This window comes from Pantoea sp. PNA 03-3 (assembly GCF_003201175.1).
GTDB lineage: Bacteria > Pseudomonadota > Gammaproteobacteria > Enterobacterales > Enterobacteriaceae > Pantoea > Pantoea stewartii.
Genome location: NZ_QICO01000001.1, coordinates 1,324,105 through 1,340,370 on the forward strand (window position 1 = coordinate 1,324,105; position 16,266 = coordinate 1,340,370).

The window sequence follows — 16,266 nt, forward strand, 5'->3', positions numbered from 1 at the left end:
GCATCCTCGTCTGTCATTGGGTTTACTGGCAGTGTAGTCACTCGCATGCTTTTCTGCCGTTACGTAAAGTAGCGCAAGCAAGGTTGTAACAGAGAATCCCGCATGTGTACTTTCTGCTAATCGTCTCGTTAACACGTCATCTCTTACACGGATTAAGCATGCCGCACAGGGTAAAGACTGCGCTGTTATTGATCAATCAACGTTCACGCAAGGGCCGCATTGATGCCGCCCGCGCCACACAACTGCTGCAGCAGGCGGGCATTGATCTGATCCTGCCCGCCCCGGGCGATCGACGTAGTTACCCCGATCTTATTTCTGCTTACGCCGGCCAAATCGATTGGGTGATTGTGGGCGGCGGCGACGGCACGCTCAATGCGGCAGCGCCGGGACTGATGCGCACCGGGCTGCCGCTGGGGATTCTTCCGCTGGGCACCGCCAATGATTTTGCGCGAACGCTGGGGATTCCCACTCAACTGGAACAGGCGGTCAGTGTCATTTGCCAGGGCCATACGCGCTCTGTGGATCTCGGTGAGGTCAATGGTCACCTGTTTCTCAACGTCTCCAGTATTGGTTTCTCGGCTGAGCTGGCTCGTAATCTTACGGCACAGGCGAAAAAGCGCTGGGGCGTGCTGGGTTATGCCTTTGCCGCGTTGCGCATTCTGCGGCAAAGTCGGCCTTTCCGCGCCACGCTGATTCATGGCGGCAAGGCAACCGCCATTAAAACCGTGCAGGTGTCGGTTGGCAATGGGCGCTTTTATGGCGGCGGAATGACCGTACAGCAAAGCGCCGCGCCTGACGATGGCTTGCTGGACGTCTACAGCCTCGAAATCAAACGCAGCTGGCAACTGCTGTTGCTGTTTCCTTCGCTGCGACGCGGCACTCATGGCCGCTGGCGCAATGTCCGCACGTTCAGCACTACCGCTCTGACACTGCAAACGCGTCGGCCACACTTTATTAATGCAGATGGTGAGATCATCGGGCAAACGCCAGCCCATTTCCGCCTGCTTAATGATGCGTTGAGGGTGCTGGCTCCCGCCCCCTCCGGCAGGGAAAAGCCTTAAGAGCTTACAGGTAGTGCGGGGCGCTTGCGCATAGCGCTCAGCGCCAGGATGACCAGCCCCAGCCCAATCAGCACCAGGAAGTAGTAATTGAGTAAATGCCAGAGCCCGATGCCGGCGATCCCGCCCGCCAGGAAAGAGAGGATCGTGTAAGTATGCAGCCGCAGGCGCTCAACATACAGCGGCGCGTCTTTTGGCGACGCCTTACGCCGAAGCACATCAAACAGCATCGCCAGCTCGATTCCAATGTCGGTGGAGGTCCCGGAGACATGGGTCGTTCTGACGCGCGCATTGGAGATGCGGGTCACCACCGCATTTTGCAGGCCCATCAAAAAACTCAGGCTCAGAATCAACAGCGCGCCGGACGACGCCAGCGTGTAATGGGCTTCGGTTATGCCCAGCGCCACCAGCGCCGCACCTTCCAGCAGAATATTCACAGCGTAGATTGTGCGAATCTGCCGTCGGCGTCCGGCATTAATAATCAGCGTCGATACCATCGCGCCAAAAATAAACATGCAGACAATCAGCAGGAAAAAGATGCCCTGATGCACATTGGCTTTGGCCAGATAATCCGACAGTGAGGATACGTTGCCTGTCATATTGGCCGAGAAGAAACCGACTATCTCAAAGGCAGCCGTGTTTAACGCGCCGGCGACAGCGGCAAGCGTGCAGGCAAGACGGCTGTCCGCGATATGCGTCCGTTCGGTTTCCGTGCTGATCAACATAATGTTCACTCAGATACGATGCGATTGGCTCTATCATTCGCTGAGTTCGTTAAGGAAACAAGCGCTAATTCAGCGACGTAGACCTCCGTCTGCCTGACTGTGTTTCACGCGAGGGTAGAAGCTATTACTGTGTCATTCGGCGCGAAGCCGGATGGCCTTTTCGGCTGGCGTGGCCTGTCTTCCTCTGTTCTGCTACTTACCGCCATAGAGAGACTGTTTCGACAACAATGCCGCACCTTATCAGGCTGTGTTCGCTTCTGTTGTGTTGGCCTCTGCTGACCCGCTTCACGCTGTTCATAGCAACAGCATCAGGGCACATCGTCAGGAGGGCATATGTTATCTCGTCAGATCCGAACGCCGCGATAAAACCCCTCGCTAAAACAGTAAGCGCCTCACTTTTCAGCCTGTTGCACCCTACTCTGTGGCAGATCAAGGTACCATGTGGCGCAACGCTTCATGCTTTGCGCTCCCTCCACCGACTCATTTATTAAGAGTATGAAACCGATTTTTAAAGCAGTACTGAAGTTAACAGCGACAGGATGGCTGGCTGGCAATGTGCTCGCTCAGCCGTTACGCGCACCGCTGCTGGGAAATTTGCAGGCCAGCGCACACCAGCGCTGTGGACAGGACATCACACTGCAACTGCTGAAAACGACCGATAACATCATGCTTATGGGCCTGAAAAACCGGGAAAGTGGCGAAACCGATCTGTTCATGTCCAGCAGCCCGCTTACTGCAGACAATAGCTATTCCCGCTTCGTGCCCGTGAAATTCGATCAGTTGTCGAAGCACTTTATCGAAACGCATAACGCTGTGCTGGAGGTGATCTGGGGCGCAGCAAAAGACGATAAGAACGTGCTGCGCTATACACTGGCGTTAGGCAGTTACACCTATTCCTGCGGTGCCATTGAGTCCTGGCCGAATGATACGGCAAACCAGTTGTACGGTGAGCCGGATAGCAGCGATGCTGGCACTGCGGCAGAGAAAAAAGCGCTCAGGGAATAGCGCAACCCTCGACCTGTTTAACGGCACGCAGTCTGGGGCGCCCGCGTGAATTGACCATGAATAATGGCAAAGCGTTGTACTACCGTGGCCTGCTCAGCGATAGAGACATTCTTTATCGTCATCTCAAGCGGAAACGTCTCGCTGTACCCGTCCAGCGTAATTTTTCCGTTGCCTGTCCTGACGTTGTCGAAGGTGATATCCCGGTAATCGGGGATCATCGTGCCGCTGGCGTGCGGATCATAATGCGTATCAATGACCACGGGATTGTCCACATCTTGCATACAAATGTTTTGGTAGCGAACCGCCCGCACCTGCCCACCGCGCGAGCGGTCGCTTTTGATGCGCAGGCCATTGGTCGTGCCGGTTAACGTCAGCCCGTTCACCAGCACATCGCTGACGCCTCGGTTTATTTCACTGCCAATCGACATACCATGACCAGAGCCAAACTGGTTATTCACGATGGAAATATGCGAGGCCGGTGCGTTTCCGGCTTTAATCGCCACATTGTCATCACCGGTACTGATCCGACTGTTGATTAACGTAACATCGCTGGACCCCATGGGATCCACACCGTCGGTGTTTCGTGCCGTCGCGGGCGTGTCGATGGTGATGCCCCATAGCGTAATGCCCTCACTGTCACTGACAGCCACGTGAAAGTTTGGCGCATTCTTCAGGGTGATCTGATACAGCGTGATATCCCGGGCGTGATCAACCTGGATCAGCCGCGGCGCATTTTGCTTTGCGTCATCACTTTTGGCGCTGGCCGCCAGTTGCCACCAGGTTTGCGTCTTACCGGTGACAGAGGCTCCGCCCTGCCCGTCGATCATGCCCTGCCCGTATATTCCGCTACCGCGGACATGACTGAGAGTAATAAACGCCCTGCAACCGTTGCCCTGCGAATCCAGCGTGCCACAGCTTCCGCGCCCGTTATCATACAATCGTGGATCCGGAAGCGCGCGCAACACCGCTCCCTTATCAATGCCCAGACTGACACCCGAAGGCAAAGACAGTGGCCCGCTATAAAATACCTTCGCACGGGTTGAGGGTACTAACAGCACCATTTTGCCGGGCGGGCAGCTATCCAGCGCCTGTTGAATAGTCTGACTGACAGTGTATTGATCCATGGCCGGGATACGCTGGCAGACCGGCGGATAAACCGGTTGTGTTACCGTTCGTCGATCGCCCATTTGTGCCTGAGCAGTAATACTGATCGCCAGGCCAACAATCATGGCTAACAGAACAAAGGGAGAGCGATACATCGTCACAATCGGGTCAGTCATAGTGAAAGGGGCGACAGAGGGACAGGCCTTCACAATACGCAAGTCCTTCCTGACAGGTAAAGCAGAAAAATGAGCCCGTCGCCGGAAGTGGTCAAAATGTTAAATTGATGCGCAGGGGTCAGCGAAATAAAAGCGGGATGGCTTCGTTTTCCCCTTTGAAATGCCGCCGTCCACAGCCTGGATACAGAGGATTTTGACCTTTATTCGCCCAAGGGATGGGTTTGACAGCACCAGGGCCAGTGCTACGCTTCTTGTCATATAACCGACTGATTTTTGGCAGCCTTCGCGAGGCCGGGCGGCCATTAAACGCTGAGGTATTGATGCATGATGCTCAGAAAACCCCGTATTAAGGAAAATATAAAAAACCTTAATTTTGAATATCAGTTTAGTCGTGCAGGGTTTATTTTACTGACAAGTGTTGTTGTGGCGGCAGTGCTGGGATTATTTTCCAACGGCCTGTTTAGCGAGCAGCACCTGCAGAATAAAACGCACACCTTACGTCTCGATTACGATCGGTTTGGCCGCCTGACCAGCGAAAACGAAATCAAAGTCTCGATCAAAGAGCTCAACGCACCGGACTATATTCTTAGTTTTGGAAAAACGTTTCTGGACGAATTTCAGATTGGCAGCATTAAACCTCAGCCTGACCGGATGTACAGCGAAAAGGGTTATGTCTACCTGGTCTATAACCACGCCGACAAACAGCCGACCTTCTCAGTCTGGCTGGCCCTTACCCCAAGGAAGCCGGGCGCTTTTAGTAATACCCTGCAGGTCAACAATGAACCCGAAATCCATTTCAGCCAGTTTATTTATCCGTAGGTAACCTTTATGGAAATGGTCCTCAGAGCCGCTGCGATATACCTGATCCTCCTCCTTGTGTTCAAAATTGCCGGGCGAAGAGCCCTGCTTCAGATGACCAGTTTTGATCTGATCCTGCTTCTCATCATCAGTGAGGCAACCCAACAGGCGTTGCTGGGAAGCGATTTCTCCGTCACCGGCGCAATGATCACCATTATCACACTGATAGTGATGGATATGCTGTTTGGTTACATCAAGAGGAAACACAAAGGGTTTGAACAACTGATTGATGGCAGCCCGGCCATTCTGGTTGAAAACGGCCAGCCTTTTCCCGATAAGATGAAAAAAGTGAACGTCAGCGAGGATGATATTTTGCTGGTCGCGCGACAAAATCATGGGCTGTGCGAACTCGATGAAATTCGCTATGCCATTCTGGAAAGTAACGGGCAGATTTCGATTATTCCTGCTGAGAAATGAAACCCGTTTAATCCGCACCTGGCCATGGCGGCATTTCATCATGTGAGAAACGACACAACGACCGAAAAGTCAGATACGGGGCACGCATAGCCTGTAGAAAATGCGTCAGAAGAGGATTCAGTGACGGCAGGAGGAGATGGGCGGTCGTGGAAAGCTATGACGATATCTATCGGTGCCTCAAAAATGAGGGCTATGAAGCCTGGACAGGAAGCGGCTTTTCGCGAGCCCGTCAGCGGCTCAGCGAGGTGCTTTATGAGCTTGAATAAACAGCATGGCTTCCTGACAAAGGGACTGTTCTTGAGCTCGGATGTGGCAATGGTGCCATGGCATCACATTATTTTGCCCGACAATCATTCGTCGTTTACGGGGTCGATATCTCAGACGTGGCGATTTGCTGGGCCCGGGAACGCTTCAGGGAAGCAGGTCTGGTCGGTCATTTTAACCAAGGCAACGTATGCGACCTTTCTCTCTATAACGATGCTCAGTTCGATGTCATCGTTGACGGCAGCTGCTTTCATTGTCTGGTGGGAACACAACGTACACATTGCCTTAAAGCCGTGCGCCGTGTACTGGCCTGTGACGGCGCGTTAATTATCAGCAGCATGTGTGGTTCGCCTAAACAAATAAGCGAATCTCTGCGTTATGACCCTGGACAGCACCTGTTACTGAAAGACGGCATTCCCTGGCGCACGCTGAAACCGCTAGACGACCTGACCGCAGAAATCACAGCAGCCGATTTTAACATCCGTTATTTTTCAGTTAATCAGAATTCGTGGTGGGATCATGCAACGCTTGTGTGCCACAAGGCTTCCAGTTAGTACAGCCCGTCATCGTATTGGTGCGGATTGCCCTTACCCGAATACTTACCGCTTTTTGCCCGACGCGGTTGACAGTTCAATGCCAACAAAACGCCTGTAGACCGTCGGCCTTAAAATACCTTTAAAGATGGCGTAAAAAAAGAGGCATACAAAGCATGCCTCATAGTGTAGTAACAGGTTAATCAGACCGTAAATAAGCCGGGCTGAGAAACAAACACGCTGAGATTAGTTGGCTGCGCGCTCTTTTTTAATCTTATCTGCGTACTCAATAACTTCTTCGCCGGTCTTACCGGCCAGTGCGCCTTTGATCTTTTTATCAATCAGCGCGCGTCCACCTTCATCACCGCTCCCCGCCTGCATCAGCTCTTTCATGCTGACCTGGCTGAAGGCGACAACCTGAATAGCATCGTTAAACGCGGCGCGCTTATCCTCTGCAAATGACTCCCGAACTTTTTGAAGCGATGTCTGAAAAGCCTCTTCGGAAGAACCATCGATCTTAGGCTCTCCACATCCAGTGAGGACGAATGCTAACAAAACGACTGCGATTGCTTTTTTCATATGGGTTTTATCCTAAAAAAATTCTTATCAATCGTAAGTTTTTGTAGCAGTTTAATAAAGCTTTTTTTATTAACACTTACTGACTGATTACTACCTAAACGCCGCTACACGTTTGTTACGTTGAGTTTTCAGATAAACGACAAAAGAGGGTAACGTGTAGATTCGTCGATGGATAAAAGGGGGAGATGCCAGGTCCACCGGCTGCCAGTCAAAACTGTTCATGCAAGTTTACTGAGTATTAAACATGTCTGAAGACAGCTTAAGACCTGTCCGAAGTATGCCAGACATTGCAATACATGAATGAAAACAGTTAACGAAGTCATCGGCACATTTTCTGATTTTGAATTAATACATTTTTTTGGGCGCATTGAGTAATACCTTTCTTTCCGGCCACAGGAAACCTTGCCCGTACTGCGCATGTGTAAGCAGAATACGTTGTCTTTCTTGCGGCGTTTCAATACCTTCAACCAGAATCTGTGGGTAAATTACAGAAGCTTTTGAGATGAGGGCAACGATTCTGCCTGAATCTTTAATTTCATTTCGGTCAATTTTTATCCCATTTACTTGTAAAGGCATCCTGCTGATTAAAGGGATAAGCGTAGAAGTGACATCATCCAACCAGATACGCCATCCTGCCTGTCTGAGAACATCAACGCCTTTTTTAAAAGCGGTAAGCTCATCCCAGGAAAGGTGGGGCAGGTTTTCGGGATCCTGAACCTCCAAAATAATACGATTATCATGATTTATGTTTACAAGTTGCTTAATCTTATGGGTATTACAAAATATCCTCACGGGTAAATTAAGCCAGTACTCACCAGGAAATTTTGCTAAATATTCCATCTGCCATAGAAATAAAGAAAAAACCTTACCAGAAGACAGTTGTGAGAACCATTTTTCAGGGTTACTGTTTTTGATGCTTGACAATACTTCACAAGCAATAATCTCTCCAGTTTTGAGAGCAACAAGAGGTTGGAATCTGATTCCCTCAACATCACTAAGCATTTAAGGCCCATAGTTTTTGATAAATTAATTATGAAAGAGATTTTTTCATTTCCCATCCGAATGATCACAAATAAATCTTTTATCTTTCGGCCAGCGTCCATGAGCCTCATTACAGAGATAACGGTACTGCGAAGGCTGCTGAAGAAGCGCTATTCTAATCATGCTGTTATAAATATTTGGATCATTATGAGTTTTTAAGAAATCGTCTGCCCATTTTTGAAAAGCATACAGCAGTGTGAGATCGCGATCTTTATTAAATCTTAAAAGCAGAGCCACATGATAATCAAAATCAACGCGTGCTCGCTGGCTATAGCGATTTGGAAAGGCCGACATCGTTTTTTCGGGCTCTACCACAAATGCCTGCAGGCCATTTTTTTCAATTTGTGTCAACTTTTGCTGCGTTATCAAACCGGTGAACGAAAAATAAATCATAAAAAGGGACAATGATCCCCAAAAAATTCTTGCCCGTAAAAATCTCGGTTTTATTTGCACTCCATTCTTCATTATTTCTTCTTTAACAGGTGATGCAGCCACGCCAGCAGCGAGCAGTAATAGCACTATTACCAGAGCATAAGCTGCCGACTGATAAAGAGGATATTCCAGATTCATATGTACTGCTACAGGCAATAAAAACGCCACACCATACCACTTTAGTGCCCCTCGTTCCCATAGTTGCCTGATGACACCAGCAACGATTAGCACTCCCCCACACAGAGCGATGACTCCACCTTCTACCCAGGCAAAAAGTAATTCGTTGTGAGGATGCGTTACCGTAGCGGCTTCAAGACCGGGCCAGACAGTCGAGGCCAGTTGACCAAAAACCGCCTCAAAGCTGCCATAACCCTGCCCTGTAATAGGTGACTGCATGATTAATTCTGTTGTCAACCGCATCATATAAAAACGGGCGCTATTCGATGAGGTTTTAACGATAACGGGCAGAAGCGGGCCAGGGAAAAAAATGGGTAAAACATACAGGATGAAAAGCCCGCATCCAGTGCCTGTCAGCAACAGTATAAGAGCAGTATAAGATCTGGTACGTTTTTCTGTGAACCCCTTCCACAGAACAATACCTGCACCGCCAATGACACCAATAAAAGCGGCTCGGGATTGAAGCACGACGATTATGCCCGCCAGTAATGCGATACTAAAACCATAATAATAACGTAATATCGTTTTCTGTTCTGTTTTATTCCTGTTAAAAACGAATAACAGACATACCAGACCTGTTGCCAAAAAAGAAGAAAGCACATTAACTTGCTGAAAACTTCCGTAAGGCCTTTCACCCGGCGAAAAAATCAATTGTAGAATGACGTAACCAGCCTGGAGTAAACACGCATTCACAATGACATGCAAAAATAAGTAACGAGATTTTAATCGGTAGGATAACGTGTGGTTAAGGGTTAAATAGAGAAAAATTAATACAATCAGAGCAACAACTCGTGGCAAAGCATTTTGAAACCAATCAAGATCTCGGGTAAGGAAAAGGGGGAAACACCATAAAATCACGCCCAATAAAATCACTCTCTCTCCGCCTGAAAGCGAGGATATTTTGACCCCTTCAAATTGTTTAGAAAAAGCACAAAACAATAAAACAAGAGCGATAATAAGCCATGTCAATAAATTTTGCGGCAGTGAAAGTCCTGAACCGCCGCTATTAGGCAAAACATATAAGAATCCACCACACAACCAACACATGATAACACCTGATATATACATATGTATTTTAGGCATCATCTTTTTATTAGTTAAAACTTTCATAGTATTTATCGCAGGGTGCGTTCTTATAAGAAAAATAAATTTATAAAATCAATCTTCTGACATAACAACCACAGAACTGGCACTAAAAGCACCTAATCGAATATCCTTGACCTTTACGTCTGGATTGCGGAAAAGATAAAACCTCACGGTTTTTTCATGAATACCATTTTGATAAACAGTACTTATGCTCTGTGCGTCCTCCTGCGCAAAGTGTCCATCAATATAAGGAACAATTTCGACGCCGCTGGAGGATGTATAGATAGTACGATATTTCCCTACCATTGAATTATGCAGAACCTCCATTTTTAAAGAGATACCCGCGTCACGCGTACAGGTAACAGGGATATTAATCTCTTTATAAATTGCGGCAGGATCTTCTGGGCTGGTAGTTAGATCTGTTCTTGTAACATTCCCGAAACGAACATGAATATCTCTGCCCCGGTTAATGTAACAGGTCGCTGCTTCGACCGGTAGTGGTACACCGTCACTGCATGAATAAGATTCATTGGGATCGACATAATAAGCATTATCCGTGCCATCCATATTTTGCAACGCAACACAAAATGATGCTGATGGCTGATTTTGTAATGCACTGGCAGCCCCACCAAAGTTAGGCTTCGATTTGGATATCGTTTTAGTTGTATTGAGAGTGTTAGTTGTCCGTGTATGCAATTGAAAATTAGCTGTTGAAATTGTACATTTTACTGCCTTTTTGCTCTGACAAAAAAACAACACTGCATTATAGTTTCCACTATACTGTGGATAAACTTTGTAGCCGTCTAATTCAGTGACGTGGTTAGTCCCTGTGGGCATAGACCATCCTTCACCTATCAAAAATCCGGATTCAAGCCCTTCCTGAGTTGGATGGCAGTCGCCAAAACCCAGCAAACCATCCGTCATATGTTTTGATCCCTTAGGACAACTTTTGGGTAAAGGAATGCCTTTAACATTCGCCAGGGAAGTAACAGGAAGCCCAATGAGTAAAAGAAAAATTATTCCTGAAAGGTATTTTAAATAGTAATGCTTAATCATATACCACCGTCATGCTGGCAGAACCGGAAAAGTCATCGCCTTCCAGTGTTTTGGTTAACTGTTTAACTAATATTACTTCGAGTTGAGGCGGTGAAGCCAAATTAACCATTTTTTTCTCATGAATCGTCATTGGTGCACCGTCCATCAGAATTTGCATTCCTAAGCCATTAATGCTGGTTTCAATCGTTTTTTCATCATCGAATCCGGCAGCTTTATTACCTTCTAATTTAAAAAAAACGTTATAGCCCGGCGTAGCATCCGAGCAAATAAATTCATACTGCAACGATTTTTTATATTTCCCTGATGAGATTTTATTGGGATCTACCGCATCAAATACAACATCCATAGATTCGTTGTTATTAATGATGCACCAGGGAGAAGTATCGAGTCTGGTCTGCATTAATACAAATGTGGAAAAACCACAAGATCCCGTTACTTCACCATTATCAGTTACCTCGCTCTGACAACCATCATTACTACCGTCGTAAAAGGCTAACGCAAAATGAGAGGATATGCATACTATGAATATGGCAATTGAAAAGAATATCCTGTTTTTTTTCATATTATTGAACACATTAATTAGGTTGGACAATCACATTGACGACGGCAAATAATGACATATTATCCTCTAAGTCAGCACCATACGGATCCAACTGAATTAACTGAAACGCCATACCTGTATTTTTTCCTACACGCATCCAATGAGGCCGCTGAGTGGTCACAGGATTTCCATTAAACAAAAGTTGTAAACCTAAAGATTTTACATACTTGAATAGAGGGAGAGACAGTAGACTCATTACACTGTTTTTTTGTCCCTTGACGGTACCGTAGACAGGATACACCTGAACCAGCATGTAACTTTCCAGTGCCAGTTCGCCAGTGCAGGTAAATTCGACGTTGAAATTTTTACGATATTTTCTGTCTAATATATAGCGGCCATTGTATGATCTAAATACCACTTCACCAAAATTATAATTATAGACGTTATCATTTTCGACAAGACCGCTTAGTGCATCACCAGGTCCGGGATTAAGTCCTTCAACGTTAAAATAGCACATGCCGGGATCGGTAACGATATTGCCATCAAAATAAATATTAGTTTTAAACGTTTCACCAGCAATAGCATCAAAAGCATAAAAAAAGACACATAACGCAGCCATCATCAAAGTCGAATTCATTTTCTTTAGAGAGGTGTTTAACATCATTCATACCTCAAAGTGAAGTTTGCTGTTGCTGTGAAATCACCAAGCATTACAGTTTTATTTTTTACCGCCTGAGGTTCACCTTGTATATAAGCACCCAATACGAAAAAAACATCATCATTATTGACAGAGCCCCGAACAGGCGAATGACTGTTAATTAAAACGGGGGAACCATTAACACCTCCGGACTTTAAACCTATTGCAATGCCTTCGGCCTGCCCGGATATATGAAGAAAACCAGGAAGTGTTTCACTTTCTACTCCACTGAAATCTATGGTCAATTCATTCCCCGGCTGGCAATTTTTCGCAGTGATAGTAAATTCCTTCGCTAAATCAGGCGAGTATGAATAAATGTCTTTTACGTTCACCTCTGAAAAATCAACCAGATGATCTTCACTAGCATCAATAACTTCACAGGTCGATATAACAAGTTTTCCTGAAACATTGATATTATCAATGTCAACAAATTCATCACTTGCAGAAGTCTTTACAGATAATAAAAAACCCGCAGTAAAAAGAATGATAATTGCAATAATTTTTAAGTGACGATAAATAAACATGTTATTCATAATCGACCTTGAAATTGGCTACCGCCCAAAAATCACCAAATAAAACTTGTGATTTCGTTTTAACGACCGATACAAAAAAAACAAACCGCTCTGTTTTATGAGAGATAAAGTACTTACCGCCCCGCTGATTTAATGAGACCATATTCATATCTTTGTCGCTTATTTTTAACGCAATCCCTTTGGCCCCCTGTACTTTCAGCAACGAAGTGAAGTCGTCATCAGCTAATCCTGAAAATGTAATCGTGGCTAATGGTTCTATATATGAAAACAGATTTTTTTTCCCAGGCATCTCTGATTGATCTTTAAATGAACGATAACAATCAGTCAGCCGGATACTAAACCTTACTGGTGTCGTCTCACTTCCTGGCTTTTCAAGCTCAGCCACATTTAATACACCTAAATCAATTTGTTGTAAAACCGAATTAAGATCCAGACGGCACGCGCCTTCGCTTAGTAAACCGTTCACAACAATTTGGCCATGCTCTCCCTCCACCTGCCAGGTATCATCTACTTTCGATGTGGCACTTACAAAAAATGAAGAAAGAATAAGACAACCAGCATAACACCCGGGTACTAGTCTACTTTTTAGATGTCTCAGGAGAACGTTGAACAAAATATTTAACCTGCTTTCTGCTCGGTGACCTTACAAGCATTACCTGAGCAACTAAAAATTAATTTTGGTCTTCCCCCCCAGTCGTTTATGTAAGTCAATACGGGTTGGGCTCCTAATTTTGCCGCACTCATTTCAACTATTTCGCTACTTTTCGGTGCAATCATTACCGATTTAAAATCATTGTTACTGGCAGCGTTATTAGCACTCATGTTGACTATCGTAATATAGTATCCCGTTGGATTGATAATACGGTAACGGTCGCCTTCACGACGCAATGTTAATGCTGTCTGAGGTACATCTCCACTTGCTAACTTAAGTGCCTCTGGTCGGTAAAACATTTTTATACGTGTTTGCAATGCAATCTGCAGCGTATTCGGTTTTTTGCTTTTAGGAGGGATTTCCCGGACATTAAAATAGTAAAGTGACTCTCTGTCTTGAGGATGTGAACTTCCCGCCATGGTCTGTACTTTGATTTGACCTTTTGAATTGGGTTCAATACGTTGCAAAGGGGGGAGCGCAATAAACTCGTTTTCAAGTTTTTTGCCCGAATCATCTTCAACCCATGACTGTGCCAGATAAGGGGCTTCTTTATTGTGATTAGTAATCGTTAATGTCTCAGATTTTTTATCGCCGTTAATAATCAGACGCGTGCGATCGAGTCCTACAGCAGCATTTGCTGCAGGAATAGTCATCACCATGATTGACGTTATAAAACGCAATAGAAACTTTCTGTTGTTCGTAAGCATATAAACCTCTAATTTAGCAATTCACAGGAAGTAATGTTTAAAGGCGTTTAAAAATAGTGGTTTTGCGTTAACGCAAGCCAATAATAAACATTACTCATTAATACAAGGCAGTAATAAGCTAGCAGTCTTTTCGTCTAGTTTTTCAGGAAGAATAAAGATACATCGTTCTTTGCCGTTCCAGCTTACATCCATTTTTCCACCCGGTTTCATACCAGATAGCCAGACTCTTCCGTTTTCAGCAATGATACCCGTCTGGATTTTATCTTCATTTTTTACCATCGCACCAAAAGGCGGAACAGAACCATCTTCGAGTTTGACGATAGCCATTCCTTTTTGTCCGGCTAAAATACCAAATTTGCGATAGCCGATAGCGCCCTTAGTCAGGGTATCTTCAACAACAGAACGCGTCGCTTCAACATCATCTGGTAATTCATCCAGATCGATATTAACGTTGCTGCGATAGTAACTATTTATGTCTGTTACCACGGCCTTACCAAAGTAATTGGTTTTGACATCGTTTCCGCCCCCGGAGACAGCAACATCACTGATCCCTGCCGTATCTACCATCAGTCGGGTGCCATCAACACCGGATGAGCGGTGGAGTGCTGCGCCTTGTGCTGTTGCTGTCATTCCCCCTTCTACAGACAGACCCAGTGTACGATATCCATTATTTTCAAATCCGGCGGAGGCAGTCATTTCAGCTATACTGCCCGTGTAGTCGAGATAGCCATTAATCGAATGTTCACCATCCGAAGACGTGCCAATATCGACGTTGTAATCACTGTTATCGCCAAGGTTGTCACGCCAACCCACGTTTTGGCTTTGCGTCCCGCCTGAAGTTTGACCACTGTAGGACAAGGTACCTTCGCCAAAAGGCAGAGACAGACTTAAATAAACACCATCGTCATTAGTGTGATCATATTGTGTTCGATAGCCGGTGAGACTCAGACTGGCATTTTTGAAGCGACCCATATCAAAATTGCTGGAAAGTGAAAGATTCCATGTATCACTCGCAGCACGCTCCCAATAAGTTTGGTGGTTATAACTCAGGTATATTCCTGCATTAAGCTTTCTGAGTTGTTTTGCAATGGTAATGGTATATAACTCTTTACCCTTTCCCGGATTACTGTAAGCCGACGTTCTTGAGCTTAAAAACTGTGACATCGTCATATAGTTGCGGTCAGAAAACCGATAGCCTGCAAAGGTAATTTGACTATCATAATCATCAAACCGTTTGGAATAACTTAAACGGTAAGAGTTTCCTTTTCGGGTAACATGCTCATTTAATTTAGCCCGCGCTGAGGTGACATCCAGAGAAAGGGCGCCTAATGCTAATAAGTCTCGTCCCATACCTGCCGCAACGGTCAGGTAATCATTGGCAAAAAGCCCACCACCATAGACTGACCAGCCATTTGAGATCCCCCACGACAGTTCACCCGTAGCAAAATGAATATTTTGTGTGTGGTGTTCGTAATCCGATGGCTTACCTATTGCCAGTTTATAACGCACACTCCCTGGCCTGGTCAGGTAGGGAATCGTCGCAGTATCGACCTGAAATGTACGTCTGGTGCCATCCTGTTCCTGAATAGTGACATCCAGTTTGCCCATTACCGCATTATTGAGATCCTGAATGCGGAATGGCCCGGATGCTACTGTCGTTTCATAAATAACGCTGCCCTGCTGACTTACTGTTACTTTAGCGTTGCTTTTGGCCACGCCCACAACTTCTGGCGCATAGCCCCGTAAGTTTGGAGCAAGTTGCGCATCATCCGACGTTAAACTGGCACCTGTAAAACGAAATGAGTCAAATATCGTTGAGGGTAAATAAGATTCCCCTACTGTCAGTTCAGACTTGAGCGATTTGATGGCGCGAAAAATATAAAACCGGTCCCATTTGAAATTTTTCCTTAAAGTTCCATCTTTACCAGATTCACGTTCATAATCGCCCTGCCAGTTTGCGCGTAAGCGCCAGGGGCCTATGTTAAATCCTGCCACCCCATTACCGCTTAATGACTGTGCATCCGAACTAGATTTCGACTGAGTGTGTCTCGCATTCAAGTAGTAATCCAGAATAAATCCCGGTATGCCGTCATCCCAGCGAGAAGGTGGCTCCCAGTTTTCAGAGGTATATTCCAGCAAAGACTGCGGTATATTAATTTTTAATATACCCGACCCCAAATCAGGCGTGACTGTCATGCCCGGCAATGAATTTACATCCAGACACTGGCCATCCTGCCACCAGCCTGCTTTTCTTATTTCATTTTCTTTAAAACCAAAGCGGCTGACTAAATCAGGAGAAAGGCACGCTAAAGAATCATCAGGTTTATCTTGAGGGGATAAGTAGCTAACTTTTTCCTCTGGAAATTCAGATTTATTAACAACAACATTGAATAGATATTCACCCGGCATCAAATAACCCGCGCGTGAGAATCGATTAATATCGACTTCATTACGTTCTTTAACGTCGAGCACGTCAATATTAAATTCCACCTCATCGCTGGCCGCGATAACACTTTCAGACATAAAACATGCGATGAATACGGCAAAGGCGACAGGACAAATGGATAACGTGAGATTGCGATTTTTATAATTCTGATTTCTCATAATATTTTATGTCAGGGAAAA

The 16,266-nt window shown here is 45.8% G+C and carries 16 protein-coding genes and 1 pseudogene; 5 read left to right on the forward strand and 12 right to left on the reverse strand.

Translation table 11 applies throughout. The features are described from left to right. The first annotated feature begins 158 nt into the window (after positions 1-158). The gene (locus C7433_RS06215) at positions 159-1,061 is read left to right on the forward strand and encodes a lipid kinase (RefSeq protein WP_110267786.1); all 903 of its coding nucleotides are present in this window, start codon (positions 159-161) and stop codon (positions 1,059-1,061) included. On the opposite strand, the gene C7433_RS06220 is transcribed toward C7433_RS06215, so the two are convergent. After that, positions 1,058-1,783 carry a YoaK family protein gene (locus C7433_RS06220; RefSeq protein ID WP_054688006.1) on the reverse strand — a complete coding sequence of 242 codons (726 nt, stop codon included), beginning with the start codon at positions 1,781-1,783 and terminating at the stop codon, positions 1,058-1,060. The genes C7433_RS06215 and C7433_RS06220 overlap by 4 nt on opposite strands. Before the next feature lie 495 nt (positions 1,784-2,278). Here C7433_RS06220 and C7433_RS06225 point away from each other — a divergent pair, with 495 nt between their 5' ends. Further along, a complete protein-coding gene (locus C7433_RS06225; protein WP_233255751.1) occupies positions 2,279-2,788 on the forward strand; it encodes a hypothetical protein in 510 nt (169 codons plus the stop codon). Between the two features lie 17 nt (positions 2,789-2,805). Here the strand turns inward: C7433_RS06225 and C7433_RS06230 are convergent, their stop codons facing one another. Beyond that, positions 2,806-4,101: a glycoside hydrolase family 28 protein gene (locus C7433_RS06230; protein ID WP_233255759.1), complete on the reverse strand. Its 1,296-nt coding sequence runs from the start codon at positions 4,099-4,101 to the stop codon at positions 2,806-2,808. A 291-nt stretch (positions 4,102-4,392) separates the two neighbouring features. On the opposite strand from C7433_RS06230, the gene C7433_RS06235 reads away from it, so the two are divergent. The 3 genes and pseudogenes from C7433_RS06235 to C7433_RS06245 all read left to right on the forward strand — a co-directional run. Further along, the gene (locus tag C7433_RS06235; protein ID WP_052133234.1) at positions 4,393-4,887 is read left to right on the forward strand and encodes a hypothetical protein; all 495 of its coding nucleotides are present in this window, start codon (positions 4,393-4,395) and stop codon (positions 4,885-4,887) included. A 9-nt stretch (positions 4,888-4,896) separates the two neighbouring features. Further along, positions 4,897-5,343: a DUF421 domain-containing protein gene (locus tag C7433_RS06240; protein WP_033737433.1), complete on the forward strand. Its 447-nt coding sequence runs from the start codon at positions 4,897-4,899 to the stop codon at positions 5,341-5,343. A gap of 281 nt (positions 5,344-5,624) precedes the next feature. Continuing rightward, positions 5,625-6,161 (forward strand): annotated as a pseudogene (locus C7433_RS06245) (class I SAM-dependent methyltransferase); the annotation flags it as partial. A gap of 225 nt (positions 6,162-6,386) precedes the next feature. Here the strand turns inward: C7433_RS06245 and C7433_RS06250 are convergent. From C7433_RS06250 to C7433_RS06295, 10 genes are all read right to left on the reverse strand, one after another. Further along, positions 6,387-6,719 carry a DUF6694 family lipoprotein gene (locus C7433_RS06250; RefSeq protein WP_110267787.1) on the reverse strand — a complete coding sequence of 111 codons (333 nt, stop codon included), beginning with the start codon at positions 6,717-6,719 and terminating at the stop codon, positions 6,387-6,389. 345 nt (positions 6,720-7,064) lie between these two features. After that, a complete protein-coding gene (locus tag C7433_RS06255) occupies positions 7,065-7,721 on the reverse strand; it encodes an EAL domain-containing protein (RefSeq protein WP_110267788.1) in 657 nt (218 codons plus the stop codon). Between the two features lie 45 nt (positions 7,722-7,766). Continuing rightward, positions 7,767-9,479, reverse strand: coding sequence for a PglL family O-oligosaccharyltransferase (locus tag C7433_RS06260; RefSeq protein ID WP_110267789.1), 1,713 nt, complete (start codon positions 9,477-9,479; stop codon positions 7,767-7,769). A 48-nt stretch (positions 9,480-9,527) separates the two neighbouring features. Then, positions 9,528-10,511 (reverse strand): hypothetical protein, encoded by a 984-nt coding sequence (locus C7433_RS06265; protein WP_033737423.1) that lies wholly within the window; start codon positions 10,509-10,511, stop codon positions 9,528-9,530. Beyond that, positions 10,504-11,073 carry a fimbrial protein gene (locus tag C7433_RS06270; protein ID WP_110267790.1) on the reverse strand — a complete coding sequence of 190 codons (570 nt, stop codon included), beginning with the start codon at positions 11,071-11,073 and terminating at the stop codon, positions 10,504-10,506. The genes C7433_RS06265 and C7433_RS06270 overlap by 8 nt, the downstream gene beginning before the upstream one ends. 13 nt (positions 11,074-11,086) lie before the next feature. Next, positions 11,087-11,716 carry a hypothetical protein gene (locus C7433_RS06275; RefSeq protein ID WP_226376971.1) on the reverse strand — a complete coding sequence of 210 codons (630 nt, stop codon included), beginning with the start codon at positions 11,714-11,716 and terminating at the stop codon, positions 11,087-11,089. Next, entirely contained in the window at positions 11,713-12,282 is a 570-nt protein-coding gene (locus tag C7433_RS06280) for a fimbrial protein (RefSeq protein ID WP_050504786.1), read from the reverse strand. The genes C7433_RS06275 and C7433_RS06280 overlap by 4 nt, the downstream gene beginning before the upstream one ends. After that, positions 12,275-12,895 (reverse strand): fimbrial protein, encoded by a 621-nt coding sequence (locus tag C7433_RS06285; RefSeq protein WP_233255753.1) that lies wholly within the window; start codon positions 12,893-12,895, stop codon positions 12,275-12,277. Before C7433_RS06285 ends, C7433_RS06280 begins: the two co-directional genes overlap by 8 nt. Positions 12,896-12,900: 5 nt before the next feature. Beyond that, the gene (locus C7433_RS06290) at positions 12,901-13,641 is read right to left on the reverse strand and encodes a fimbria/pilus periplasmic chaperone (RefSeq protein ID WP_033738770.1); all 741 of its coding nucleotides are present in this window, start codon (positions 13,639-13,641) and stop codon (positions 12,901-12,903) included. Between the two features lie 90 nt (positions 13,642-13,731). Then, complete coding sequence (locus tag C7433_RS06295) at positions 13,732-16,245, reverse strand: outer membrane usher protein (RefSeq protein WP_110267791.1); 2,514 nt, start codon at positions 16,243-16,245, stop codon at positions 13,732-13,734. Positions 16,246-16,266: the final 21 nt, after the last annotated feature.